Raw genomic sequence first — 26,377 nt, 5'->3', positions numbered from 1 at the left:
AACACTACTCTCTGCCTGAAATTGACCGGCACCTCAAGAATAAAGTCACTTTTCGATCTGGAAGGAAGTTCAAATCGGCAAATGATTACCGAAAAAAACGCGCCCCGGGGATAAAACCGGGACGCGTTGCGTAAAATAGATAATCGGGGGGACAATCCTTATTTCTGTCCGCCTTGCTGCTGCTGCATGAGCTGCTGGAGCTGTTCGGGCGTCAGGGACATCGGGGAGTTCGATGTCTTCGGAGCTTCCTTGATACCTTGGAGTTCTACGTAAAAAATCAAAGCCTGATTGGGCTGGATCTTCGGGCTGGGAGACTGTTCGCCATAGGCGAGTTCCGCAGGGATGAAAATCTGCCACTTGGCGCCGATTGGCATAGCCTTGAGAGCTTCCGTGAAACCGGGGATAAGTTGTAGCGGAAAGTCGACTGCCTTGTCGCCGCTGTCGTCAAAGACGACGCCTTCAGGAGTCGTTCCCTTGTATTTCACGGTGAAAAGGGGTTCCTTGTATTCCTTTTCGTCATATTTCTTGTCACCGCCTTTTTCGATGACTTTGTACTGGAGGCCGCTATCCGTGGTGACGATGCCTTCTTTCTTGCCGTTTTCTTCCATGAACTTCTTGCTGGCTTCAAGATTGGTCTTGGCCAGTGCGGCAAGGCGTTCATCGATAACGGTCTGGAATTGCTTGAGCGAATTTTCAAGCTGAGCTTCGGGGACGGGGCATGGATCACCCTTCATCCCTTCGGCGAGAGCCTTCATGAAGATATCCATGTCGAGGTCTTCGATCTTGAGGGTGGGGATGGAAGACATTTGGCGCCCGTTCTGGAAACCGAGGAAATAACTGATATCTTTTTTAAGTTGGGCGGGATCCACGGGTTTGGCTGCTTCTTCTTTGAGTTGTTCCTGAGTTGGAGGAGTGTCTGTCGGCGTATCCTGTGCGGTGGAGAGTCCGGCAGTCATGGCTGCTGCTGCGAGCATCAGCGAGATGGAGGTTTTCTTTTTCATTGTCTTCTATTCTTTCGGAATATGGAGTTGGAGTAGAATGGCACTAAAATCGTTCAAAGGGCAAGCCCGGAGAACGCAATCGATGTCATGCAGGTATCGGGCGGATGTTTTCCAATGCCTTGACAATCATTGCGGGATATAGTTTATGTTCCTCAATTTGTATTCTGGCATGGAGGGATTCCGGTGTGTCATCGGGGAGAACGGGTACCCTGGCCTGTCCGAGAATGGGGCCGGTATCCATGCCGTCGTCTACGTAATGTACGGTGCATCCGCTTTCGGTGGCTCCGGCCCGGACGGCTTGCGCCCAGGCTTCCAGCCCCGGAAAAGCGGGCAGCAGAGCGGGATGGATGTTGATGATGCGTGCCGGGAAAGCATCCAGCAAGGGATGGCGCACAAGGCGCATAAAACCGGCCAGGCAGACGAGGTCGACTCCATGGGCGAGAAGCGCATCGGCTACTTCCTTCTGGGATTCCTCCGGGAATTTGCTTTTGAATCCGCGGCAATCGATAACCTGGGCGGGGATGCCTCTTTGTCGGGCTCTCTCCAGAATATAGGCGTCCGGGTTGTCGGAGAGGACGATGGCGACTTCCGCCTTCAATGTTCCGGCGTCAATGGCGTCCATGATGGATTGACAGTTTGAACCGGAGCCGGAGCCCAGGATTCCCAATCGAGGCAGTGCGTCATTCATACTTGAGTGTTTGAACCATGTATTATTTCCTGTGGCAAGTCTGCGGCTTGACAATTTTGAACTTCCGTATGCCTAATGTCTGCATGAATGACGAACGTTATGAGGCATTAGCCGCCCAGATTGTGAACTATTCCCTCCATATCGGTCAGGGAGAGAAGGTGTTGATTGAGCTGGCCCTTGTTCCTGATGAAGCCGGGATCGCTTTGATCCAAGCAGTCCGCAAGGCGGGAGCACTCCCTTTCCTCCGCGTCAACAGGCCGCGCTTGAACCGTGAAATGATGGCCGGGGCTACGGATGATCAGTACGAAGCCATTGCCCGCCATCTGATGGCGGAAATGCAGGATATGGATGCTTACATTTCGCTGCGGGGCGACATGAACGCTTTTGAACTTTCTTCCGTCCCGGCCGATGCCATGGCAACGGCAATGAAACATCTGCGCCCTGTGATGCAACGGCGTGTCCAGCATACGCGTTGGTGCGTCTTGCGCTGGCCGACGGAAGGCATGGCTCAGCAGGCCGGTATGAGCACTGGCGAATTTGAGGATTTTTATTTCCGTACCTGTCTTTTGGACTATCGGGCGCTTTCTCCTGCGATGGAAAAGCTGGCGGAGATGATGCGGCGGACGGATCGGGTGCGCATTACAGGGCCGGGAACCGAACTGGCGTTTTCTATCAAGGATATTCCGGCTTTGCCGTGTGCCGGGGAATGCAATCTGCCTGACGGCGAGGTGTTTACCGCTCCGGTGCGTACGAGTGTCAACGGTGTGATTCAATACAATACGCCGACAGTGTTTCAGGGGATTCCCTTTGATTCCATCCGTTTCCGTATCAAAGACGGTCGTATTGTCGAAGCCGATGCCGGAGCCAAGACGGCTGCCCTCAACAAGATTCTGGATTCTGACCCGGGCGCCCGTTATTTCGGGGAATTTGCACTCGGTGTCAATCCCTGCATTCGCAAGGCCATGTGCAACATTCTTTTTGACGAGAAGATCGCTGGTTCTTTCCACTTGACTCCGGGACAGGCCTACCATGTGGCTGACAATGGCAATAGTTCCCAGGTACACTGGGATCTCGTGTGTATCCAGACGGAGGAATTCGGTGGAGGAGAGATCTATTTCGACGACGTCTTGATCCGCAAGAATGGTTTCTTTACGGATCCTGAATTGGCTCCGTTGAATCCGAGTCAGGATTAAACTACTTTCTCTCTTATCTCTCTCCATTCCGTCCATGCTTGTCCTGCTCGCTCATTCTTCGCCGAATCTTATTCCTCCGTTTTTTGTTTTGTTGACGTTGGTTTTCTTGACCGTCGTCGGCTTGTCCCTGTTATTGGCGCGGTTTCGCCAATCGATGATGGGGGGATATTTTCTGTGCGGAGCTATTCTGGCGAATTGCGGTATTTTGTCCGGGATACCCGGGGCGGAAGAGAGCATCAATTCGTTAGCAGAGATAGGGATCATCCTGCTGATGTTTGCACTGGGAATCGAATTTTCGATGGACCAGCTGCGACTTTTGCGCAAGACGGCTTTCATCGGCGGCAGTATCCAGATGGGACTCTGCATGCTGTTTTTTGGCTTCGGGTTGCATCTCCTCATGAAACTTCCCTTGGCGGATGCCTTGGTGATCGGCGCAATAATCGGGTTGTCATCGACAGCTGTTTCCCTCAAGTCGTTCCACGAATTCGGACTTTCGGGCACGTCCGGGGCACGCATGGCTTTGGGGATAGCCTTGTTTCAGGATATTTTTGCCGTAATGCTGGTCGCGGTGATGCCTCAGATTTTTGCACCCGGGGAAACCGTGATGGGGACCTTTGCAAATGTGGGTGTAGCCGCAGGCAAAGGAGTCGTGTTCCTGATTGGTGCATGGTTGATTGGCAAATACATTTTGCCCCGTCTGATGCTGGCAGTGTCACGGACGAAAAGCCGCGAATTATTCACGATGACCGTGCTGGCTATCTGTTCCGGCATTGCCATGATGGCTAGTTTGCTGGGGCTGAGTCTGGCTCTCGGCGCCTTCATTGCCGGGTTGGTGGTGAGTGGGTCGTATTATAGCCACCGCGTGTTGAGTGAGATCCTGCCGTTCCGCGACATTTTTCTGACTATTTTCTTTGTGTCGGCCGGTTTGTTGATCAATGTGAACGAGTTGTGGGAACATTTGGGGACTGTGACGCTGATTACCGTCAGCGTGCTCGTCATTAAGCTGGCTTCCTGCCTCGTGGCTTCGTGGGCGTTGAATGTTCCCGGGCGCATGGGGATCATGGCTTCTACATCGCTGATGAATGTGGGGGAATTCTCCCTGGTTCTGCTTCCGTTCATGAACAGGATCGAACCGGTGGCCCCGGCGATTACCAATAACCTTTTTGCCATTGCCGCCGTGTCGATGGGTTTGACTCCCGTTTTCATGAAAATAGCTTCCCGGTTGGCACCCGTCCTGACACGGGTGCCCGGTTTCGGTGGTTCCCGACGAAAAATGACTACGGAAACGCTGACCAGTAAACTTGCTACGATTCAGGATCATGCGATCATTTGCGGTTATGGCCCGGTTGGGCAGCGACTGCACCACGATCTTGAAAAATACGGCATTGCCTGCATTATCGTCGATCTGAACGCCGATACGGTCAAAAGGCTGCTCAACCAAGGGGTAACGGCTATTCTTGGGGATATCCAGCATTCCGTCACCATGGATTTGGCGGGAGTTGCCAAGGCCCGGCTGATAGCCTTTACGTTTCCGGATATTGCACCGGCGCTTTCGACATACCCGGTGTTGATGAGTGTGAATCCGGATATCCATGTGATTGCGCGCGCTAAATTCCCCTCGGAGGTGGCTCGCCTGAAAATCGAAGGAATTGCCAGCGTCATTCACGATGAAGTGGAAACAGGGGGCGCCGCTATTCGCAAGGCTCATCAGATTTTTGATATCATCCCGGAAGAGACGCAGGCGTAGTCCGGAGGTCCCGTGCAGGATGAGTACGCATTCTTCCTTGGACAAGACGCCTGTTTTGTCATATGGAATCAAGGCGAATGAAGGTACGACCGTCCATCCTGTCCGTTTTTGCCGTTCTTGCCGCCGGAATCTTGCCGGTAGGGGCCGATGTCGAGCAGGAAGAACCTGCCCCGGCCTTCGCCGATTTCAAATCCCCGGACGGAAGAAGCGTACCTCCGTTTGAAAAACTGGACGGAGGTCGCATTGGAATTGGCAAAGTCATCGTCGATCCCGCCCGAAAACAGGTTATTGTTCCTGCCCTTGTCAATATGGAGGAAGGGTTGATTGAGTATGTGTTGTGCTTGCCGAACGGCAAACTCCATGAATCTCTTCTGGTGACGGATGCGGATCCTTTCCACATGAGTCTGGCAATGAAAATGCTAGGGTTCAAGGCATTTGAAAATTTCTTCCCGGTTCGGGACGAAAACCTTGAGTGGCTGCCGTTTACTCCTCCCGAACCTCGTGATTTTGCCGATGCCTATGTGTCGTTGAAGCTGAAGTGGAAGGATGGGAAGGTTGACCGGGAGTCGGATCTGTCGGATCTTGTAATCAATGCCCGGACCAAACAACCCTTTCCGGCGGACAAGTGGCTCTATACCAATTCCTTTTTTTACAGTGGAGCCTATCAATGCAGTTTGTGCGGCAACGCCATTGCGATTTTTGCCGACCGTTCGTCCATGATCAATTACATCGGCGATTACAATGAAGGGGATAACGAGGCGGGATGGATCGTCCATTCCAAACATCCGTTGAAACCGGGGGATCCTGTCGAAATTGTGATTACTCAGCCGTTCCGTTCCGTTCGGGAATCTTCAAAACCACACATCCAACCAGCACCATGATTCTAAATCGTTTTATTCCGGTTCTTTGCCTGTTGACAGGCCTTCAAGCCCTTCCGGCGGTTGCCCAGACATCCGTTGCCTCGCCTGCGGATCCTGCTATAGCCCGGTATGCCTCTATTCGCCAGGAAATCCTGCACTCGATCGACAAAGGCAATGCCTACCTCAAAGCTCACCAGGCAGAGGACGGCACCTGGGGAGATCCTAGCTATCCGGCTTTGACGGCTCTGGCTGTGACTGCAGCCATGAGAGCTCCGGATCAGAAAGGGAAACCCGTGCCCGAGTATCTGAAGAAGAGTTATGAATTCCTCCTGAAGTCGCAGAAGGAAGACGGCAGTATTTTCAACAGGGGACTGGCCTCGTACAATACCTCCGTATGCATGCTGGCCCTTCTGGCCGCCGATAATGACGCCTATGACAAGCCGTTGTTGAAAGCCCGGGCCTACCTGATTCGCCAGCAGGAACATTTTGCTCCGGATAGTCCCTATCATGGAGGGATCGGTTATGGCGGAGCCGATGCTCCTCCCATCGCAGACTTGTCCAATACGTCTTTAGCTCTGGAAGCCGTTTATTATTCCAAAAAACTGGCCCAAGACGGCAAGTACGGTGAACAACCGGAATTGGACTGGCAGGCTGCTGCCGAGTTTGTCTCCCGGTGCCAGAAGGATCCAGACACGACTTCCGATCCTTCCCAGGCAGGCGGATTCATGTACCGTCCTGCCGGATCGGAACGGCAAGCTCCGCAAAAACAGGCAGCTCCTTCCGGCAAACCCGGAACCGATGCCTCCGCCAGAGGAAGCAGAGGCGGACGAGGTGGCCGCGGCGGCATGGGCGGAGGAAAAGCCATGGCGGAAGATTATGCCCATGCCTACGGCAGCATGACGTATGCCGGCATGCAATCTTTGATCTATGCCAACATGGGAAAAGACGATCCGCGCGTTAAGGCGGCGCTGGATTGGCTGTCCAACAATTATTCCGTGGATGAGAACCCGGGAGTCGGTATTCAGGGGCTTTATTACTATTACCAGTCGATGGCCAAGGCGTTGTCGGCAGCGGGTATCGACTTTCTGAAATTGAAAGGCGGAGATGAAGTGGACTGGCGCGACAATCTGGCGACCAAACTTGTAAGCATCCAGAACCCGGATGGTTCCTGGGTGAACACCAACAACCGTTGGTGGGAGGCGGATCCCGTCCTCGTGACCGCTTATACGGTATTGGCCCTGGAGCAGTTGTACAACTCTATCCCTATTCAGAAATAATGAGTTAAGGATTGGGCGTATCTTTTTCACTTGTATGCGTCCAAGTCCCGTGAGAGCATCCGCACGCATGACGGACAGCAATAAAAGGAAGAGGATTCGGGCATGTGAAAGTTGTGCATGCTTGGTGGCGGAAGTGTGGAGCTGGATCATTGATGAGGCGAAGAAGGCTCTTGTTGAAGAGCCGTCCATGCTGAGTCTGCTTAATGATGTATGCCTGACACGTACGTGTTTGGTGGAAGCCATTGTTGCCCGCCTGGCCCGCAAGTTGTCGCGCCGCGATATGGTACGCGAGGAACTGGAACCTGTCATTCGCGATGCCCTGGAAAGCGATCCTGCCATCATAGCGCAGATGGCGCATGACCTGGTTGCCATCGTGGATCGTGACCCCGCTTGCCATTCACCGCTGGAGCCTTTGCTCTTTTTCAAAGGTTTCCATGCCATCTCGACATACCGTATCGCCCATTGGTTGTGGTCTCAGGGCCGCCACTTGATTGCCTTGCAATTCCAGAGCGTTGCCAGTGAAGTGTTTGCTGTGGATATCCACCCGGCTGCCAGCATTGGATCCGGCATCCTGCTGGACCATGCTACAAGCTTTGTCGTCGGTGAAACGGCTATTGTGAAAGATAACGTTTCCATTCTGCATGAAGTAACTCTCGGTGGTACGGGCAAGGAGGAAGGAGACCGCCATCCCATTGTCGAATCGGGTGTTTTGATTGGTGCTGGTGCTAAAATACTGGGGCGCGTGACTATTGGACAGTGCGCCAAAGTAGCAGCCAGTTCCGTGGTGTTGTCCGACGTCCCTCCTCATACGACGGTTGCTGGCGTTCCGGCCACGGTCGTCGGCGATGTGACAGAATTTACCCCGGCTTTGGACATGAAGCAGGATCTGTGCCGATGATGAGGCTTGTTCGGGGAATTTGAAGGTGGAATCGGCAATATGGGATGGGGATTGCGTATTGACGACGCAATGCTGGAGATTCGGGTGTGACTTTAGGCTTTTATTTTGAATCTGGAGTCGCCATACTCGCCGCGCATGAATCTCGACATTCTCCAGAAAGCTGCCAACCAGGCCAGAGGACTTGCCATTGATGCCGTGTACGAATGTTCGTCCGGTCATATGGGACTCCCCCTGGGATGCGCTGAAATTGGTGCGGTTCTCTTCGGGGACCTACTGAATATTAATCCTTCCGAGCCTCGCTGGCTGAACCGCGATCGTTTTATTCTGTCCGGCGGTCACGGCTCCATGTTCCTGTATTCATGGTTGCATTTGACGGGATTCGACCTGAGTCTCGACGATCTCAGAGCCTTCCGTAAAAAAGGTTCCAAAACACCCGGACACCCGGAATTCGGCGATACGCCCGGAGTGGAATGTACGACCGGACCATTGGGGCAGGGCGTTGCCAATTCAGTCGGCTTCGCTTTGTCCGCCAAACGTGCCGCGGCGAGATTCAATACTCCCGAACATACGATTTTCAACCAGATGGTATACTGCCTGGCCGGCGATGGCTGTATGCAGGAAGGGGTCTGCCGCGAAGCCATGGCCTTGGCTGCCGTGCTGAAATTGGACAATCTCGTCGTTATCTACGATTCTAATGACATTACGCTGGATGCTCCGGCTGATAAAACCCAGCTTTCCGATGTGGATGGTTTATACTCCAGCCTGGGCTGGGAAGTCAGCACGATTGACGGACACAATATCTCCTTGATTGCCGACACCGTTGCCCGGCTCCGTTCCAGCAAGAACGGCAAACCCAAGCTTATCATCGCCAAAACGATCATTGCCAAGGGCGTGCCGGAAGTTGCCGGTACGACCAAGGGACACGGCGAAGGCGGGGCCAAATTCTGGCCGGAAGCTCACGCCAATTGGGGGCTGCCCTCCGACGAACGATTCTACGTTTCGGAGGAAGTTCGCTCCTACATGGCATCTCTGCGTGCCAGGCGTGAAGAAGCATGCCGGGCGTGGCACGCCACCTTTGATGCATGGAGCAAGGCCAACCCTGATCTTGCTGCCGAATTGTCTGCCGGGATGAAGGCATGTGCCGAAGGGATCCCCGCCGGGGAAACGGACAAGGCTATTCCTGCGTTCGACCCGTCTTTTGCCGATGCGACGCGTTCCGCCGGAGCCAAGGTAATTAACGACATAGCCAAGGCCGATCCCTTCTTCCTAACGACCAGCGCCGACTTGTACAGCTCCAATAAGAACTATCTCAAGGATGCGGGAGACTACTCTCCGGAAAATCCCACCGGACGTAATTTCTGGATTGGCATCCGCGAACATGCCATGGGCGCTATTTGCAACGGCATTGCTTATGACGGTCTGTTCCGTGTGAGTGCCGCAACCTTCCTGGTGTTTGTGGACTACATGCGCGGATCAATCCGTGTGGCCGCCTTGAGCGGATTGCCTGTGACATACGTGCTGACTCACGATTCCGTCGCTGTCGGTGAAGACGGTCCGACCCACCAGCCGACTGAAACCTACAGCAGTCTCCGCGTGGTACCGAACCTTGATGTCATTCGACCCGCTGATCCTGAAGAAACGGCAGGTGCCTGGATGGCAGCCATGGAACGCCACACAGGACCGACAGCTCTGATTCTTACCCGTCAGAAGGTGGCGACTCTTAACGATCTTCCTGTTGAGACGCGTCGGCAGGGTGTGCTCAAAGGCGGATATATTGTCCGCAAGGAAAAGGGAGACCTTAAGGCTATCCTGCTCTCTTCCGGTTCTGAACTTTCCCTCGCTCTTCAGGCGGCGGATCGTTTGGGAGATGGCATTCGCGTCGTTTCCATGCCGAGTTTCTATCGCTTTGATGCTCAGAGTCCCGCATATCGTGAGAGTGTTCTGCCTGCCTCCTGTGAGAAGCGGATATCCATTGAAGCCGGTGTAACATCCCTTTGGTGGAAGTATGTCGGACTGGAAGGTGAAGTCATCGGAATCGACCGCTTCGGCTTCTCCGCTCCCGGAAACCAGGTCCTCGAAGGACTGGGCATGACGGTGGATTCCGTCGTGGATGCCGCCAAGCGTGTGCTTGCCCGTTGAGGATTCCGAAATCGGACTTTCCTAGGGCTGTTCCTGCCATGTACAGGAACAGCCTTTTTGCTTGTCTTCCTCATCAAGAAAAAGGTATATAGTCAGGCCTATGTATCGGTTTCATCAATATGCGGGGAAACTCGCACTGACCGTAGGAATGGGAGCTGTCTTTGCAGCATCTTCGTGGGCTGGTCCAGAGGCTCCCAACAATGTCGAGCGCCCGGCGCCCACGAAAGGTGCTCCCGTTCAGTTTGGATTCGGAGGGGCTGACAATAGTGAATTCATGTTGAACGGCAAACCGTTCCAGATTCGTGGCGGCGAAATGCACCCCCAGCGTATCCCCAAGGAGTACTGGCGTCACAGAGTTCAGATGGCCAAGGCTATGGGGCTCAACACGATTGCTTTTTACGTGTTCTGGAATGATCTGGAAAAGCCCGATGGTACGTTCGACTTCAAAACGGGAAACCGCGACATTGGCGAATTCCTCAAAATTTGTCAGGAAGAAGGTATGTGGGTTCTCTTCCGTCCGGGGCCGTACGTGTGTGGCGAATGGGATCTGGGCGGTTTGCCTGCCTATTTGCTGAAGGATCCGAATGCGAAGATCCGTACGACGGAGGACGCCCATTTCATGAAGGCCCAGGAGCGTTATCTGAATGCCATTGCCAAAGTGGCAGAACCGTATCTGGCCAAGAACGGCGGCCCCATTCTCATGACCCAGTTGGAAAACGAGTATGGCAGCTACCAGCGCAAGGATCGCAAGTACATGGAATGGCTTAAGGATTTCTGGACGAAGAAAGGCTTTGCCCCATTCTATACATCCGATGGCGCCGGCGAAGGCTTTTTGCGTGGAGTCGTCTTGCCCGGAGTGGCTGTCGGTCTGGATCCCGGACTTAACGATGCTGCCTGGAATGTAGCCAATAAGTGTAATCCCGGTGTTCCCGTCTTTTCATCGGAAACTTATCCCGGTTGGCTTCGCCACTGGGGAGAAGGCAATTGGTCTCCCACCCCCGGCATTGTGGACAATGTCCAATGGTTCATGGACAAGGGGCGTTCCTTTAGCCTGTTTGTCGTACATGGCGGAACCAATTTTGGGCTGACCGCAGGTGCAAATACCGGGGGGCCGGGACAATATGAACCCGATCTGACCAGTTACGACTACGGATCTCCCATTGATGAACACGGCAGACCCAACGAATTCTACACGAAGATCCGCGATATCATTATTTCCAAGGTGCCGAAGGAAGCCGGCATTCCCGAGGTTCCTGCTGAAATCCCGTCCATGGAAATTCCGGAATTCAAGCCCGTCTTCCATGCCGGACTCTGGGATAATCAACCCAGGGCATTTGCGAAAAAGTATGATACTCCTCCCTATTTTGAAATGTGGGGACAGAATCAAGGGATGGCTATCTACAAAACGACTATCCCGGCAGGCCCTGCCGAAACCCTGACGCTGGATCATGCCAACGATTACGCCATGGTGTACCTCGACGGCAAACCGGTGGGTACCCTCGACAGGCGCGAAGGTAAAAAATCTCTGGAAATCCCTGCACGTAAGAAGACGGCCACTCTGGAAATCCTTGTGGAAGCCATGGGGCACGTCAACTTTACCATTGGTATGGAAAAGGACCGCAAGGGGCTTCATGGCGATGTCAAGCTGGGCGATAAAAAGTTGACAGGCTGGATCGTCAAACCCATGCCTTTGGCTCCAGAAACCATCGTGAATGCTCCTGCTACCAAAAAGGGGACCGGAGCCCGCAAGGGAGCTCATTTCCGTGCTGTGATCAATCTTGAAAAACCGCAGGATACTTTCCTCGACATGTCGAAGTACACCAAAGGCTACCTCTGGGTCAATGGCCACAACATGGGGCGTTACTGGAACATCGGGCCTCAGCTTCGCTTGTATGTTCCGGCTACGGTTCTGCGTTCCGGCAAGAACCAGATCGACATCCTTGATCTTGTTGAAACCGAACCTCAGCCCGTACGCGGCATGACCGAACGCAATAAGGAGCCCGGCAAGGTCGAGACGAAAAACCTGAATAACGAATGGTAATCAAGTAGACGAATCCGGATACGTTAGACAATTCCATCAGAGCCGCTTCTTCGGGAGCGGCTCTTTGATGTTCTATGGATTCATTTTCTCAAGTTGCTTGGTCGCAGATTCTGGTGGAGACGGCCCACGATAAAGGAGTATCGCCCGGCATGTCTATTATGAAGGGAACCCGTGAGTGCAGATTGACATCTGCACCGCATTTGACAAGGGATTGAGCGAGTTCATATTCTCCCATAGCGAGGGAGAATATGAGCAGGGAGGAATTATTTTCGTCCGTCAGACTGGCATTGCCGGTTTCTGCTGTTGACTTAATCATTTTTCGCGTGTCTCCTGTCAGGTATTCTTGCACAACTTGATGTGAGAAAGGATACAGGATGTCGTAAATTCCCAACAATACAGTATTGCCCCATTTGCTATCGAAATAATATTGGACGAACTCCCTGCTCGCCTCAGGGGTGATGAGGTCGGCGATTGTGATGAATCTGTTGTAGCATTGCTGGATTTGAGTTCGTTCTGCCTCGTTCCATGACGGATGAAAATCCAGTTGCGACCCCATATTCCCCTTGAAATAAAACGGGATAGCTAACAATGTAAGTACCAGAGTAAGACTGAGACCCAATTCGAATTTTCGCTTTTTCCCATATTCGATTCTCAAATGAGTAAGGAAATCCCGTCATGGAGTAAAGGAGATTATCCCTTGAAAACATCATGGGCAACCGCCTGGCGAGAGGAGATTGCCCGTGATCGGAGAGATTGAATGCGATTCCGTTAGCTTAAGGCGGATGCTTTGTTAATGGCGGCGCGGGCACGGATGATATCGTCCTTGTGCTGGTTGCCGGAGCTGCGTTTGACGGTGAAGAGTTCCTTGAGAAGAACGTTCATGTCTGAAACAGCCTTTTTGAATTCGGCGCTGGCCTTGGGAGATGCTGCCTGCTTTCTGAGGATTGTGATTTTCTCGAAATCTTCGAGACCGTCACGGAGTTTTTCAAAACGCAGAGAACTGCGGTTTCCTGGATAGACGAGGTAACAGTCGCCTGGCTTCCAATTGCCGAAATCGGTGGTTTCCAAGGGGTTTCTGCCCCAGGAATTATAAGCCCATCTCAGGATGCCGTCCAGATTGTTGGCGGCGGCGAAGATACCGAGCCATTCCGATTCGGCTAGTGAGGATTTAGTGAAAGTATTGGGCTTGGCTGGCGAGCAGCAGATATAAAAAGTCGTCTTTTGGCCTTTCTTCTTCCGGGCTTCAAGTACTTTGCCGACGGTATCCGCATGGGTGATACTGATGGAGAGATCATAAACCCTATCCGTCATGGAGGTAGGGTGGTTGAAGGCGGAAACCATACGCATGCCCGGGGTGTATTGATCAAGCAGTTTCTGAGCTGCGGCGACCATTTTGTCGGGGCGTTCATCAAGGCCGATGCAGGTACGTTCCAGCCAGCCTTTCTGTTTGAGGTGTTTGACGAAATCGGTGAGAAATGGTCCCCAAATGGCTTCGTATTCGGCATTGTCGGGGTTGAGTGGTTGTTCCTTGTATTCACCGCTGGCCTTGTCGAGGTAGCGGAGCTTCATCGACCAGGGAACCATGGTGTAGCAGTTGATGAAGGCGTCTTTCATGCCGATGTCGTTGCTCATGAAGTCGACCCACTTGTCGAAATTGGTGTAGTCGTAGCTCATGGTGCCGTCTGTATTTTTGATCCATTCGATCATGGAGGGCCACCAGTCGTAGGTTTGCTCGTTCCATGCTTCATGGATCAGGGAACAGGTGATGGTCTTTTGTCCGGCATCCGCCAGGCGCTTCATGAGAGGTCGCATCAGATCGAAATGTTCCTTGGACCATGGTTTGACGTCATGCCAGCGGGCGACTGCTTCCGGGTGCTGCCAGAGATCAAGGTGCATAGTCCAGTCTTTGGCTGGCGGAAGTGCCGCCTTCATGACATTGATCTTGATGGGGATGTCAATGGATTTCTGCCCTTGGGAATGGACGGAAACGACGCCTTTATATGCACCGGGAACTGTTTGAACCGGGATATCGGCCTGGACCCATACAGAGCGGATTTGCCCGGCCGGGATGTCGATTCTGTCCCAATCCGGATCAATAATGTCGGCGATAGCATCTTTGTCGGCTCCGGTGAAGCGCACGAATGAGGCGGAAACAGGAATTTGAGTTCCATCCGGTCCGATAAGAGGCTGTGTCGAGAGGCGAACTTGTTGTAACCCTCCGTCTCCGGAGATGGCAATTTGTCCATTGACTCGTTCTCCCCTCCAGGCCGTGTCGATGATACCCGGCTGGATACGGGAAGGGTCGATTGGACGATCTCCCGGTTGGCGTTCGTCGGCTGAGATGGGAATAGCCTGCAGTCCGGCGTGATCGGATTCGGCAAAGCCTTGAATTTCGACGATATGTCCGCCGGATTGTTTGCCGGCGGAGTTGTTGGTGATTGTCGTGCGGACGTACCGGACAGTAGTGGCAGGGAAAGTGTAGGTACTGCCGTCCGCCGTACCGGAAATGGAATTGGCGCTTTGGTCGACGAGTGTTTTCCAAACTTTACCGTCTTTGGAACCTTCGATTTTAAATTGGTAGATGCGTCCGTCGGCCCAATAAGGCCAGAATCGGATGGAGGAAAGAGATTGGGGTTTCCCCATATCGACCTGAAGCCAGACAGGAAGGTTTTCGCAACCCCAGTATTTGCCGCTGTCGGATGCATTGCCGTCGACGGCCAGTTCCGGAAGAAAATCTTTGTAAACTCCGCTCGCCGTAACTTTGGCATGCTGGAAAAGGTTGGTCGAGAGGGAATTATTTGTCTGGGGCAGTGTAGGTTCCGGGACAGGATGGCGATTGGGAGAGTAGGCGGCCGCACTTAGAAGCGACAGGGAAACTGCGGCATACGTGATCAGAAAACTCTTGGGATTCATGGTAATTACTAGTACGTGAAGAAACTTGCTTTCTTTCAGTGGAACTTGGGGGGGATGCTGTTTATGAGGAGAGGAATCCTCACTCGGACTGGGGCGGGAGAGGGGGGCTTTTCCTGGTGACTGTCCGGAACATCGGCTGATGGGATGGCAGGTTCCAATTCCAATGGATGGAGGCAAGGCGTACGAGCAGGGTGATCCAGAAACCGGTGATGAAACAGACGGAATTATCGACGTTGAACATGTCCAGCAATACATAGGTGGCCGATCCCAGGAAGGCGGCCGTGGCGTACAGTTCGCCGGGACGGAAGACGTACGGCACATTGCCCGTGAGGGCATCTCGCAGAAGCCCCCCGGCTATCCCCGTACAGATACCCATGACGATGGAAACAGCCGGACCGAAACCGTTCAGAATGGATTTTTCCGTCCCGATAACGCCGAAGAGGGCCAGGACGATGGCGTCTGCAATGCGGATGGTGCCCAGGGGAGGAGGATATTTCTGGGCGGTGAAGAAGGTGATGAAACATGTGACGCCGGAAATAAGCAGGAAATTTTCACCCGTGGGCACAGTCCAGTAAACGGGCAATCCGAGCAAAATGTCACGGATGGTACCTCCTCCCAGAGCGGCTATGGTTCCTGTGACAATGACGCCGAACAGATCCATTTTGACGCGCGACGATGCAATGGAGCCGGCGATGGCTGCAACAATCGTGCTGATGATTTCGCAAGAGCTCAGGAACATCTGGAAAAAGGAAGGAGGAAAAGTAAAAGGCTGATTACCCGACGGAAATCCAGGGAAGGATTTCGTGTTGGCGGGAACAACTGAGGGTAGTATCGGAGAATCCTGTCCTGGTTATGGTTCGCGCCATGGTTTCCATGGCGATTTCCTCCGTGTTGCTTTCGCCGCTCAAATGTCCCAGGATGATGTGGCGAAGTCCGCCATGAGCAATTTGTTCAACGAACTCGGCGGCTTGCTGATTGGAGAGGTGGCCGTGGCGTGATGCAATGCGCTGTTTGAGAGGCCAGGGACGCTTGGGTGTAGTTTCAAGAAGATGGGGATCGTAGTTGGATTCGATGTAGAGGGCATCGACATGTTCCAGGCTACGGGCAATGGCTGTATTGCAGCAGCCTGTGTCGGAGAGGAATCCGAGTGTACCGTCCGTGGTTGCCATTCTGAACCCGACCGGATCTACGGCATCGTGTGATGTGGCGAATGGCATGACGGTGATGTCGCCGATCTGGAAGCTGGAGCCCTTTTCAAAATTGATCCACGAAGCGTTCGGGGCTTTTTCCTTCAAGTACATGCATGTGTGCCGCGTTCCCATGACGGGAATTTTATACTTTTTAGTAATCTGTCCGAGGGCTTGGCTGTGATCGGTGTGTTCGTGAGTCAGAAGGATGGCACTGATACTCTCTAGGCCGATACGTAATTCTTCCAACTTTTTTTTCAGACGAAGGGCGCTGAAACCGGCATCAATCAGTATCATTGTGTTTTGGGTACGAATGACGGAGGCGTTCCCGGAACTACCGCTGCCCAATACACAGAAATCCAACATGGGCGCGATTTTAGCAGAGCTTTGCGGAGTCGCAAGCGCCCAAATCGTTCTTCCCGGATTTTTTTTTGCCTAAAACCTCTCTTTTTTAACATGCGTGATTGACTTTTGACAGGTATTGAAGTGTATTGAAATGCACTGAAGTGTATCTCATGTGATGCTTAAAGGTATTTCCAGTGAACTGCGTAGCAAGTTTATCCACAAACTCGACCCCAAGAATCGCGTTGCGATTCCCTCTGAATGGGAGCCGGGCGAGGGGTGCCCCTTGCTGTTGCTGGAAGCCAAGAAGGAAGGACTGAAGATGATCAAGGCCCTGACTCACGCGAAGTTCGACGAGTATGTGGCGATGGTACGTAGTTCGGACAAGACTCCCGCAATCAAAGAAATGGTGATCGGGCGCCTGTATGCCGAATGTGTTGAGACGGTGATTAGTGCCCAGGGCAAAATGCTGATTCCTAAAAAAATGTGCGAACAGGCGAATTTGTCCGGAGAAGTCAGACTTGTCGGTCGCGGATCCTACTTCGAAATCTGGAGACCGGATATTTACGACGAATTTGAATGCCTCGAAAAAGCCAGGCTGGAAGAGTTCAGTGCAGAATTTGGAATTTTCCAATGAAGACCCCCGAATACAAAACGATGTCCCTCCAGGACGCGGAATTATTTCAGCGTCCCGGGTGGATCGTGGGGGCGGATGGCATTTGTATCGTGACGGGAAACGAGCTGGAAACTCCGGGATATCTGGTGACGTTCTGGACGGATGGTGCTCTTTCTCCTGAAGATGTCTCGGCTTGGAATGCCGCCAAGGCTGCCAATGCTGAAGAAATGAGTCGGGCTGGACAGAAAGGAGCCTACGGGAAACTTGCCGAATTGGGGGAACGCTTGAACGGAACGTTTGAGACGATTGTGGAACGCGTACTGGCGGAAGGCCGTCATGGAGTGGAGTCCCCCTCTGAACGCCTGGCTCTTCTGGAGGCTCTGGAAGCCGGAGAAGGCTATCAGTTGATTGCCGCAGGCATGTTCGGGAACCATGCTCATGTGTTGATGGGATTGACCGGGGAATGCGGCATCGACGCATGCGTGCGCATGTGGAGGCTGGCTGCTCCCTCTATGGGTGAGAACTTCTATGGACGTTCCGTTCGTCCGGAAGAACAGAAGCGGTTTATAGACTCATTGGTTTCCGAAGCCGGAGAAGTGATCGCTCCTGCTGTGCAGGATGGGCATGAATTCTCCAGTAAAGAACTTGCTTTCAGTCATGTAACCGTACTTTTGGAGGAGACTGTCAATCTTGTTGATCCGGAGGAAGGAAAGTTGATTGTTGATGCGACTCTTGGCGGTGGAGGCCATACGGAGTTGATGCTGGAACGAGGCGCTACCGTCTGGGGCATTGATCAGGATCCGGATGCCCGACGCGCGGCAACTCTGCGCCTGGCGCGCTTCGGCGGCAGATTCAAGACTTTGGCCGGCAATTTCCGGGATATGGAAGCTTTGCTGACCGAACAGGGAGTGGACAAGGTAGACGGTATTATTGCCGACCTCGGTATATCCTCTCATCAAGTGGACACGGCTGAACGCGGCTTTTCTTTCCGGGAAGATGGGCCGCTTGATATGCGTATGGGGCCGGAGTTGAGAAAATCCGCTGCGGATATCGTCAACTCCGCTCCTGAAGAAGAAATCGCCGGAATCCTGTGGGAATACGGCGAGGAACGCGCTTCCCGCGCGATCGCACGGGCCATTGTCAAAGCCCGTTCCGCAGCTCCGATCACGACGACGCTCCAGCTTGCCGGTATTGTTTCTTCCGTATTGCCTCGCAAGGGCAAGCAGCATCCTGCCACACGCACATTCCAGGCATTACGCATTGCAGTCAACGACGAGTTAGGCGCCCTGGACGATTTACTGGATGCTTCCGTCAAACTTCTCCGGAAAGGGGGGAAGATGGCTGTCATCACCTTCCACAGTCTGGAAGACCGCCGTGTCAAGCAGTTCTTCGATCTGCACAGCCGCCGTGAAATCGACCGCAAGGAATGGCCGGAACCAAGGCCCAATCCCGATTACTGTTTTCAATTGTTGACCCGTCGCCCGATTGTGGCGGATGAACGGGAATTATCTCTTAACCCCCGATCCCGCAGCGCCAAGTTGCGCGGTGTAGAAAAAACAACCGACTAATTTATTTATTATGAGCCGCTTCAATTCCCGTCGCAAAGACCACCAGGTAAGTCTGGGTTTCATCGTCTGGCTGGTTTGTTTTGCCGTTATGTTATGTTCCGCAGGAGTATGTATCGGCGTGTTAAAAAACGAACAGATAGATACCCAGCGCGATATTGAACGCATGAATGTTGAAATAACTTCCTGTGAACTGAACATGAATCATTACCGGGCCAAAATCGCTACGAATACAAGTCGTTGGGCGATACGTGACCGGCTTGCTCAGAACAAATCCATTCTGCAGGAAATCCAACCTGGGCAGATTGAGTCCATCCGCCGCGACAACAGCCAGCCGGCTATGGCCGCTAAATAAGTACAATTCCTTTTCCCCTTTGTTCTCCTATTCGTGCCTTCTCCGACAAAGTCCTTTTTTGCGAATCGTTGCCTCGTCCTTTGTTGCGTGGCCGGGGGGGTCGTTTCGTTGTTGGGGATGAAGTTGGTGGATATTCAGATTGTCCATGCCTCGGATAATGGTCCGTATTATGGCCGCAGACTTGCTGAAATAGAAGAATTTCCTGCGAGGAGGGGATTGATCATGGATTCCCAGGAGGAAGTTCTGACGACCAACGTCCAGACATCGGAGTTGGTTGCCGATGTTTATCATTTGAACGACCCCAGGCTCATCACATGGGGGCTGGCCTACTCCAAGGCGGTCCATTCGGACAAGTGGGCGACGCTGGATGAAGCCGGTCGCGAGAAACTGGTCTCCAAATACCGTTCCCGCCTGCTTGCCCAGGCTGCTACGAAAAAAGACGGAGATCCGGAATATAAGCTTGCCCAATTACTTCTTTCCGACGACTCCAAGGCCAATTCCATCGTAAAAGCGGAGGATGTCAAAACGACGATTCATGAACGGCTTGAGAAATTGTATGACTGCGATATTGCCGAGTCCTATATCCGGGAGCATATGAGTTATGCCGCTGCCGTGATTGCGCCCTTTCTGGAGGGTGTTACATATGAGGAACTATTTGCCAAGTTGAGGCAGGACAATGTCGGAAAACAGCAGATGCGTCTGGTTATTGCTCAGAATCTGCCGGAAGAAAAAGCCGAGTTGATCAAGCAAGCCCTTCAGGATGCACGCGTGCAGGGCTTCAAATGCGAGACGATCTGGAAGCGCGTTTACGTGGCTCCGACGTGTTTGACGCATATTCTCGGTTATGTTGGTCAATTGACGGAAGGTTCTCCCTTGCTGAACGGTGTTGCCGGACTGGAAAAGACGATGGATCCCTACCTGGTGGGACAGAAGGGGTTTCGCGAATCCCGCCGTAACAACCGCGGACAGATTATCCCCTCCAAGGACGACAGGTTCAAACCTCCGGTCGATGGGCTGAACATCAAGCTGACCATCAATATGGAACTTCAGACGATCGTTGAGGAGGAATTGGATAAGGGACTTGCTTATTACCATGCTCCCCGGGGTACGATCATCGTTGTAGAACCGCACACGGGAAATATTCTCGCCATGGCCAGCCGTCCCCAGTTCAACCTCAATACCAAGGAGAACATGCAGGAAGGGGCGCTCAATTTTGCTGTCCAGGGACTGTATGAACCGGGTTCGACTTTCAAGCTCGTTTCAGTTACTTCTGCAGTGGATACGGGTAAGTTGACGTTTAATTCGATGATTGATTGTTCGACTGCGCCCGTACCGGGATCGAAACCCGTATCGGATGCTCCCCGGCATTATGGCATGTTGTCTGTGGCGGACGTTTTGAAGAAATCCAGTAACCCCGGTGCTTTCCGCATCGGGTGCCGGGCAGGTGGCTGGAATGTGTATAAGAAGTATCTGGAAGCATTCGGGTTCCGCAAGAAAACGGGAATCGAATTGCCTTCGGAAGCACAGAGCCAGTGTCAGGATGGAAATAACTTCTCCAACTTCTCCCGAATTACCTACGGTTATTCCGTCATGGTGACTCCGCTTCAGGTTGCTATGGCTTATGCGGCCGTGGCTAACGGTGGCGTTTTAATGAAACCGCGGCTTGTGGATGTCATTTACGATAGCGACGGTACTATTGTCGAACGCCGCCAGCCGGAGGAAGTAAGGCGGGTGATGAAGGAATCGACTTCTCGCGCCATGAGAGATGCCCTTGCCCGCGTTGCAGGGGAGGGGGGAACCGCCCATCGCGGAAACGTACCCGGATACCAGATCGGCGGAAAGACGGGGACTGCCCACAAGGTTAAGGAACATGGGGGGTATTATGACAACCGCTATACGGTTTCTTTTGTAGGATTGCTGCCTGCCGCTGATCCGGCATTCGTCTGTCTTGTCGTTGTAGATGATCCGCATCCGACGGATTGCCATCCGGGCGGCGGTACTGTTTGTGCTCCGATTTTCAAAAATGTTGCAGGAAGATTGGCTGCGGCATTGAATGTTCCTCAAACCACCCCTATACAAGGCACGGGCCGAATGGCCCGGACGGATGCTCCTCCGGCAACGCCGGCGGTTACGCCTCCTCCTGTGAAGAAACGGCAGTTGAAAAAAACGGTAGCTTCTTCCAGCAGAAAAAAAGTTAAAAAAACCTTATCGCCCTCACCCCGTACCAAGAAACGTAGCGCATGAAACTGAAGACATTGTTAAAATCCCTGCCCGGTTGCCGGGTTGCCGGTTCCGAAGAAGTCAACATTTCACGCGTTGAAGTGGACAGCCGCAAGGTTCAGCCGGGAACATGCTATATTGCCATACCGGGAACCAGGGTGAACGGGGCGGATTTTATCCCTGCGGCAGTACGCCAGGGAGCCCGTGCCGTCATTTCCGAAAAAGCAGCTCCTGCCGATTTGGATGCCAAGGTCTCTTGGGTTCGTGTCACGGATGCCCACAGGGCGGCAGGCGTGCTTGCCGCGGCTTGGCATAAATTCCCCTCTCGGGCTATGAAGGTAGTCGGAGTGACGGGAACGAACGGAAAAACGACAACTTCTTATATGGTGCAGGCCTTGTTCCGCAAGTGCTGGGACCGTGCCGGATTGATCGGTACTGTCGTGTGCGACAATGGCTGCGAACGCTATCCTTCCGTGCAGACGACTCCCGGTCCCCTGGAACTTGCGGACATGATGGAACAGATGGTGGATAACGGGTGCCGCGGCGTTGTCATGGAAGTTTCTTCCCATGCCTTAAGCCAGCAGCGTGTGGCCGGAGTGGAATTCGATATAGGCATTTTCACCAATTTGACCCAGGATCATTTGGACTACCACAAGACCATGGAGGATTACTTTATGGCGAAAGCGTCCCTTTTCGAACAAATGGCATCCCAGGGCGGTCGGAAAAAACCTGTTGCCTTGGTCAATGTGGATGACGCCTATGGTCGCAGACTGGTTGAGATGTTTTCTTCCAGACTGACGGTTAAAACGTTTGGTTCGTCTTTTGCTGCCGATTTCCGGATGATTCCTCATCATATTTCCGCGAGGGGCAGTGAATTCGAGCTGGTTTACAAAAACAGGTCCTATTTGGTGCGTTTGCCTTTGATCGGACGGTTTAACATGTACAATGGCCTGGCTGCTCTTGCCGGAGCCGTTTGTGCCGGAATCCCTGTTCGCGAAGCGGTTGCAGCTTTGGTCGACTGTCCGCAGGTTCCAGGAAGAATGGAGCTTGCCGGCAACCGCGAAAACGTACATGCGTTTGTCGATTATGCCCATACGCCGGATGCTTTGGAGAATGTCTGTAAGACGCTCAAGGAACTTTGCACCGGTAAGTTGATTACCGTGTTCGGGTGCGGAGGCGACCGCGACAAGGGCAAACGTCCCCGGATGGGAGCTGTGGCTGCCCGCTATTCGGATTTTTGTATTGTGACTTCCGACAATCCCCGGAGCGAGACTCCGGAGGACATCATCCGCGACATCATTTCCGGCATGCCGGAGAAGGGCGTTGTCGCGATTGCCGATCGTGCCGAAGCCATCAAGCAAGCTGCGGCACTGGCTGCCAAAAGCGATATTATCCTGATCGCCGGCAAGGGACATGAAACCTATCAGGAATTTGCCGATGGACGAATTGACTTCAACGATTTTGTCCATATCCGCCGTGCTCTGATGCCCGAAACCGGGACTCTGGAGCAATAATGATCCCTCCCTTTTCCCATTTATGTATAACCTGACCTCCTCGCAATTGGCCTGCATCATCCAGGGAACTTTGTTCTCGGGAGCGGGAGATTGCGTCCTTGGCGGTACGGTTGGTACGGATAGCCGGGTTGTGGAGAAGGGAATGATCTTTTTTGCCTTGAGCGGAGAGAAGTTCGACGGTAACGCATTTGCTTCCGAGGCTGCATCCAGGGGGGCTTCGGCCGTTGTGGTAAGCCGTCCCGTCGAAGTGGATTCCTCGGACTGCGCGGTGATTGTGGTGGAAGATACGCTGGTTGCCTTGCAACAACTGGCCGGTTGGTGGCGGGATTGCCTGTCTTCGCTGGTGGTCGTCGGCGTGACAGGTTCCAGTGGTAAAACATCGACGAAAGATCTGACACTTGGAGTCCTTTCCCAGGCTTTCCGGGTGACGGCGACGAAGGGTAATTTCAACAACCATATCGGCGTTCCTCTCAGCATTTTGAAGGGATCTCCTCAGGATACCGCCGCCATTTGGGAGATGGGGATGAACCACGCAGGGGAATTGTCTCCTTTGTGTGCGATGACCCGCCCCTTCGTCGGCTTGATTTCGTCGATTGGTTCGGCCCATATTGAATTTCTCGGTTCCCGGGACGCCATTGCGGAAGAAAAATGTACGTTGGCGCGGAGCTTGCCTGAAGACGGTGCCATGATTTATCCGGCGGATTGCGATTATGCCCGGTTGATTCGTTCCTCGACGAAGGCTCGTTGCATTGCCGTCGGGATAGGAATGGGCGATGTCCGGGCGGAAAATGTTTCCTTTGATGAACATGGGTCGCGCTATACCTTGGTTATTGACGGATTCTGCCGCCGGGAAGTGCGGTTGAATGTCCATGGCCGCCATATGGTGTCCAATTCTCTGCTGGCTGCGGCAACGGGTTGGTTTCTCGGAATGGAGGCGGATGCGATTGCCAGAGGGCTTGCCGAAGCCTCATTGACAGGAGGGCGCCTGAGATGTTTTGTCGACCGCGGGGTTCTTGTCGTGGATGACACCTACAATGCCAATCCGGAATCCATGGTTGCCGCCTTGGATACCCTGTCTATGATGAATGGGGTGAAGGGACGCCGCTGGGCTGTTCTTGGCAGGATGGGAGAGTTGGGCGACTTTGCCGATGAAGCCCACCGCCGTGTCGGCGAGCATGCTGCACAATGTGGTTTGGACGCATTGGTTTGCGTCGGTCCGGAAATGTCCGGCATGGCGGAAGCCGCCCGTGATATGCCCGTGTCCGTACAGTTCGATACCCGTGAAGCCGCCGCCGCGTGGCTGAAAGACCAAATCTTACCTGGGGATACCGTTTTGTTCAAAGGGAGCCGCTCTTCCAGCATGGAACTTGTAATGAACCAAATTTTCAGTGACCAACCATGACTTCATCTCTCATTCAAATCACTTTTGCCGGATCGGACTTCATGGGAAGTCCTTTGACTCGTTCTTTGCTGGCTTGTGCGATTTCTTTCTTGTTCGTCATCCTCGTCGGTCCTCGCGTCATACGCGAGTTGATTTCCCTGAAGGTCGGACAACCGATCCGTACGGCGGAAGAAGTTCATAAACTGGCGGAATTGCACGGGGCCAAAGCCGGGACTCCGACAATGGGCGGTGTCCTGATTCTGGGAGGAACCCTGCTGGCAACTATTCTGTGTGCGGAATGGAACAGTGTGTTGGGCACCAGTATGGCGGTGATGCTGGCTTTGGGTGGATTGGGATTTTGGGATGATTACATGAAGGTTAAGAAGAAGAACTCGGACGGTGTTTCCGCCCGGGTGAAGCTGGCATACCAGTGGGGTGTGAGTTTACTAGCTGCCGCTTTCCTGTATGTCTGGCCCGATGCCGGTTCCCGTCTCCCTTATCCCGAACTGATCAGTCAGCTCTATATCCCGTTTTACGGAGCTATCGACATGGGCTGGCTTTGCATACCGTTTTGCGCCCTGGTACTGGTATCGGCATCCAACGCTGTCAACCTCACGGATGGTTTGGACGGATTGGCATCAGGTTGTGCGGTTACGGCGGGCGTTGCCTATGCCATGATTGCCGTTATTGTGGGGTATCCTCCTCTGGCTGCATCGTTTTCCCACTTGCCAAATCACCCGATGGTGCTGGAAATGAGCGTGATGATGATGGCTCTTGTCGGAGCTTGCCTGGGCTTTCTGTGGTATAACTGTTATCCGGCCAGGGTTTTCATGGGAGATACGGGATCTCTTGCGATTGGGGGTGCATTGGGTATGGCGGCCATTTGTACGGCTCAGGAATTGTTGTTTGTTGTTATTGGCGGGGTTTTTGTGATGGAAGCCACATCCGTCGTTTTGCAGGTGGCCTGCTTCAAATCGCGTGGGAAACGCATTTTCAGGATGGCTCCTATCCATCATCACTTCGAATTGGGAGGCTGGAAGGAAACGCAGGTTATCGTCCGCTTCTGGATGATCGGGCTGATTCTGGCCATAATCGGTTTAACTTGTATCGTTATTCAATAATTCCATGAATCTTCAATCGTTAAAGGTTGCCGTGCTCGGCGCGGGCCGTAGTGGAAAAGCCGCCGCACTTCTGGCCAAGAGCCGGGGTGCGGATGTGTGCGTTTTTGATTCTGCTTCCGTGAGTGAGTGGCATGAAATTGTACCGTTGGTCGAACATGCCGGAAATGAGGACGCCGAACGCTTTGGCGCTGATTTGGTGGTCATGTCTCCCGGAGTGGAACCCGACTGCCCATTTGCCTTGGCTTTTTCCAGCCGTGCCGGAGAATGTATTGGAGAATTTGAATTTTCCGCCCGTTTTTACCAAGGCCGCATTATTGCCATTACCGGTACGAATGGCAAAACGACGACGACGGCGCTGATTGAGAAAATTCTGCTTTCCGCCGGGTTGAAAGCCGTAGCTTGCGGTAACTACGGGATCCCGGTTTCGGAATTGCTTTTGCGGAACGAAATACCGGAAGTTCTGGCATTGGAATCGAGTTCGTTCCAGTTGGCCGGTATCCGCGATTTCCACCCCGATGTGGCCGTCTGGCTGAATTTTGCTCCGGACCACATGGACCGGTATCGATCCGTTGAGGATTACCGCAACGACAAATTGCACATATTCGATAATCAGACGGAAGCCGACTGGGCTGTCGTCCGTGCCGGAGAAAATCTCCCGGCACTGAAAGCCCGTACGCTGACTTTCTCTACGGAAGGTTTGCCTGCAACGCTGACCTGCCGCGACGGTGTCGTTATGGAAAGCGATTCCATTGTCGTGGATCTTACGGAAACCCTGATGAATCAGACGCACAACACGGAGAACGTGATGGCTGCCTTCCTGGCCTGCCGTGCGCTGGGTGTGGATGAGGACGTTATCCTTGCCGCCATCCGCGGATTTACACCTCCTGGACACCGTTGCGAATTGGTTCGTTATCTGGACGGAGTGATGTGGCTGAATGATTCCAAGGCGACCAATCTGCATGCTCTTGTGGCGGCGATCAAGTCGCAGAAAGCGCCTGTGGTGTTGATTGCCGGAGGCAAAGACAAGGGGCTGGATTATGTGTCGCTGCTCCCCTTACTCCGTGAAAAAGTCCGTGCGGCAGTTGTATTCGGGCAGATCCGGGAACAGTTGTATTCTGAGTTTTCTCCGGTCGTTCCTACTTACCGGGAAAGCGATGTCGAAGCCTGCGTCCGGCGGGCTCAGAAACTTGCACAGCCGGGAGACATTGTTTTGTTTTCCCCGGGAACCTCTTCATTTGATATGTTTACCGGATACGTCCAACGCGGACAGGTATTCCGGACCGCCGTATTAGCATTAACCTCTCAACAGTAGAAACACG

General features: G+C 53.2%; 21 protein-coding genes. 15 read left to right on the top strand and 6 right to left on the bottom strand.

Annotated elements, in window-relative coordinates; all coding sequences use genetic code 11:
- Positions 1-158: 158 nt before the first annotated feature.
- Positions 159-1,001, bottom strand: coding sequence for an FKBP-type peptidyl-prolyl cis-trans isomerase N-terminal domain-containing protein (locus tag QET93_RS12740; protein ID WP_280132482.1), 843 nt, complete (start codon positions 999-1,001; stop codon positions 159-161).
- 85 nt (positions 1,002-1,086) lie between these two features.
- Complete coding sequence (gene purN, locus QET93_RS12735) at positions 1,087-1,689, bottom strand: phosphoribosylglycinamide formyltransferase (protein ID WP_280132481.1); 603 nt, start codon at positions 1,687-1,689, stop codon at positions 1,087-1,089.
- Between the two features lie 83 nt (positions 1,690-1,772).
- Between purN and QET93_RS12730 the strand changes: the two genes are divergently transcribed.
- From QET93_RS12730 to QET93_RS12700, 7 genes are all read left to right on the top strand, one after another.
- Entirely contained in the window at positions 1,773-2,882 is a 1,110-nt protein-coding gene (locus QET93_RS12730) for an aminopeptidase (protein WP_280132480.1), read from the top strand.
- 34 nt (positions 2,883-2,916) lie between these two features.
- Entirely contained in the window at positions 2,917-4,629 is a 1,713-nt protein-coding gene (locus QET93_RS12725) for a cation:proton antiporter (protein ID WP_280132479.1), read from the top strand.
- A gap of 77 nt (positions 4,630-4,706) precedes the next feature.
- Positions 4,707-5,510, top strand: a complete 804-nt coding sequence (locus tag QET93_RS12720) for a YdjY domain-containing protein (protein ID WP_280132478.1) — start codon at positions 4,707-4,709, stop codon at positions 5,508-5,510.
- Positions 5,507-6,766: a terpene cyclase/mutase family protein gene (locus tag QET93_RS12715; protein ID WP_280132477.1), complete on the top strand. Its 1,260-nt coding sequence runs from the start codon at positions 5,507-5,509 to the stop codon at positions 6,764-6,766. Before QET93_RS12720 ends, QET93_RS12715 begins: the two co-directional genes overlap by 4 nt.
- A 49-nt stretch (positions 6,767-6,815) precedes the next feature.
- On the top strand, positions 6,816-7,664 hold the full coding sequence (cysE, locus tag QET93_RS12710) for a serine O-acetyltransferase (RefSeq protein WP_280127453.1): 849 nt from the start codon (positions 6,816-6,818) through the stop codon (positions 7,662-7,664).
- A 135-nt stretch (positions 7,665-7,799) separates the two neighbouring features.
- Positions 7,800-9,803 (top strand): transketolase, encoded by a 2,004-nt coding sequence (gene tkt / locus QET93_RS12705; protein ID WP_280132476.1) that lies wholly within the window; start codon positions 7,800-7,802, stop codon positions 9,801-9,803.
- A gap of 100 nt (positions 9,804-9,903) precedes the next feature.
- Entirely contained in the window at positions 9,904-11,844 is a 1,941-nt protein-coding gene (locus tag QET93_RS12700) for a beta-galactosidase (protein WP_280132475.1), read from the top strand.
- Positions 11,845-11,932: 88 nt separating this feature from the next.
- Here QET93_RS12700 and QET93_RS12695 read toward each other — a convergent pair whose 3' ends face one another.
- The 4 genes from QET93_RS12695 to QET93_RS12680 all read right to left on the bottom strand — a co-directional run bounded on the left by QET93_RS12695 (position 11,933) and on the right by QET93_RS12680 (position 16,310).
- Complete coding sequence (locus QET93_RS12695; protein WP_280132474.1) at positions 11,933-12,400, bottom strand: hypothetical protein; 468 nt, start codon at positions 12,398-12,400, stop codon at positions 11,933-11,935.
- A gap of 212 nt (positions 12,401-12,612) precedes the next feature.
- Positions 12,613-14,757, bottom strand: coding sequence for a glycoside hydrolase domain-containing protein (locus tag QET93_RS12690; protein ID WP_280132473.1), 2,145 nt, complete (start codon positions 14,755-14,757; stop codon positions 12,613-12,615).
- A 79-nt stretch (positions 14,758-14,836) separates the two neighbouring features.
- Complete coding sequence (locus QET93_RS12685) at positions 14,837-15,496, bottom strand: trimeric intracellular cation channel family protein (RefSeq protein ID WP_280127448.1); 660 nt, start codon at positions 15,494-15,496, stop codon at positions 14,837-14,839.
- A gap of 34 nt (positions 15,497-15,530) precedes the next feature.
- On the bottom strand, positions 15,531-16,310 hold the full coding sequence (locus QET93_RS12680; RefSeq protein WP_280132472.1) for an MBL fold metallo-hydrolase: 780 nt from the start codon (positions 16,308-16,310) through the stop codon (positions 15,531-15,533).
- A 154-nt stretch (positions 16,311-16,464) separates the two neighbouring features.
- Between QET93_RS12680 and QET93_RS12675 the strand changes: the two genes are divergently transcribed.
- The 8 genes from QET93_RS12675 (at position 16,465) to murD (ending at position 26,370) form a co-directional block, all read left to right on the top strand.
- Entirely contained in the window at positions 16,465-16,923 is a 459-nt protein-coding gene (locus QET93_RS12675; protein WP_280127446.1) for a division/cell wall cluster transcriptional repressor MraZ, read from the top strand.
- Positions 16,920-18,470 carry a 16S rRNA (cytosine(1402)-N(4))-methyltransferase RsmH gene (gene rsmH / locus QET93_RS12670; protein ID WP_322190012.1) on the top strand — a complete coding sequence of 517 codons (1,551 nt, stop codon included), beginning with the start codon at positions 16,920-16,922 and terminating at the stop codon, positions 18,468-18,470. Before QET93_RS12675 ends, rsmH begins: the two co-directional genes overlap by 4 nt.
- Before the next feature lie 10 nt (positions 18,471-18,480).
- On the top strand, positions 18,481-18,822 hold the full coding sequence (locus QET93_RS12665) for a hypothetical protein (RefSeq protein ID WP_280127444.1): 342 nt from the start codon (positions 18,481-18,483) through the stop codon (positions 18,820-18,822).
- Between the two features lie 117 nt (positions 18,823-18,939).
- Positions 18,940-21,066: a penicillin-binding protein 2 gene (locus QET93_RS12660; protein ID WP_280132540.1), complete on the top strand. Its 2,127-nt coding sequence runs from the start codon at positions 18,940-18,942 to the stop codon at positions 21,064-21,066.
- Positions 21,063-22,556: a UDP-N-acetylmuramoyl-L-alanyl-D-glutamate--2,6-diaminopimelate ligase gene (locus QET93_RS12655; RefSeq protein ID WP_280132470.1), complete on the top strand. Its 1,494-nt coding sequence runs from the start codon at positions 21,063-21,065 to the stop codon at positions 22,554-22,556. Before QET93_RS12660 ends, QET93_RS12655 begins: the two co-directional genes overlap by 4 nt.
- A gap of 22 nt (positions 22,557-22,578) precedes the next feature.
- Positions 22,579-23,958 carry a UDP-N-acetylmuramoyl-tripeptide--D-alanyl-D-alanine ligase gene (murF, locus tag QET93_RS12650; RefSeq protein ID WP_280127442.1) on the top strand — a complete coding sequence of 460 codons (1,380 nt, stop codon included), beginning with the start codon at positions 22,579-22,581 and terminating at the stop codon, positions 23,956-23,958.
- A complete protein-coding gene (gene mraY, locus QET93_RS12645) occupies positions 23,955-25,058 on the top strand; it encodes a phospho-N-acetylmuramoyl-pentapeptide-transferase (RefSeq protein ID WP_280132469.1) in 1,104 nt (367 codons plus the stop codon). The genes murF and mraY overlap by 4 nt, the downstream gene beginning before the upstream one ends.
- Positions 25,059-25,062: 4 nt before the next feature.
- On the top strand, positions 25,063-26,370 hold the full coding sequence (gene murD / locus QET93_RS12640; protein WP_280132468.1) for a UDP-N-acetylmuramoyl-L-alanine--D-glutamate ligase: 1,308 nt from the start codon (positions 25,063-25,065) through the stop codon (positions 26,368-26,370).
- The last annotated feature ends 7 nt before the right edge of the window (positions 26,371-26,377 follow it).

Source organism: Akkermansia sp. N21116 (assembly GCF_029854705.2).
In the GTDB taxonomy this organism is placed as follows: Bacteria; Verrucomicrobiota; Verrucomicrobiia; order Verrucomicrobiales; family Akkermansiaceae; genus Akkermansia.
The sequence above is the reverse complement of the archived record's forward strand: the minus strand, read 5'-3'. Positions and strand labels throughout refer to the sequence as shown.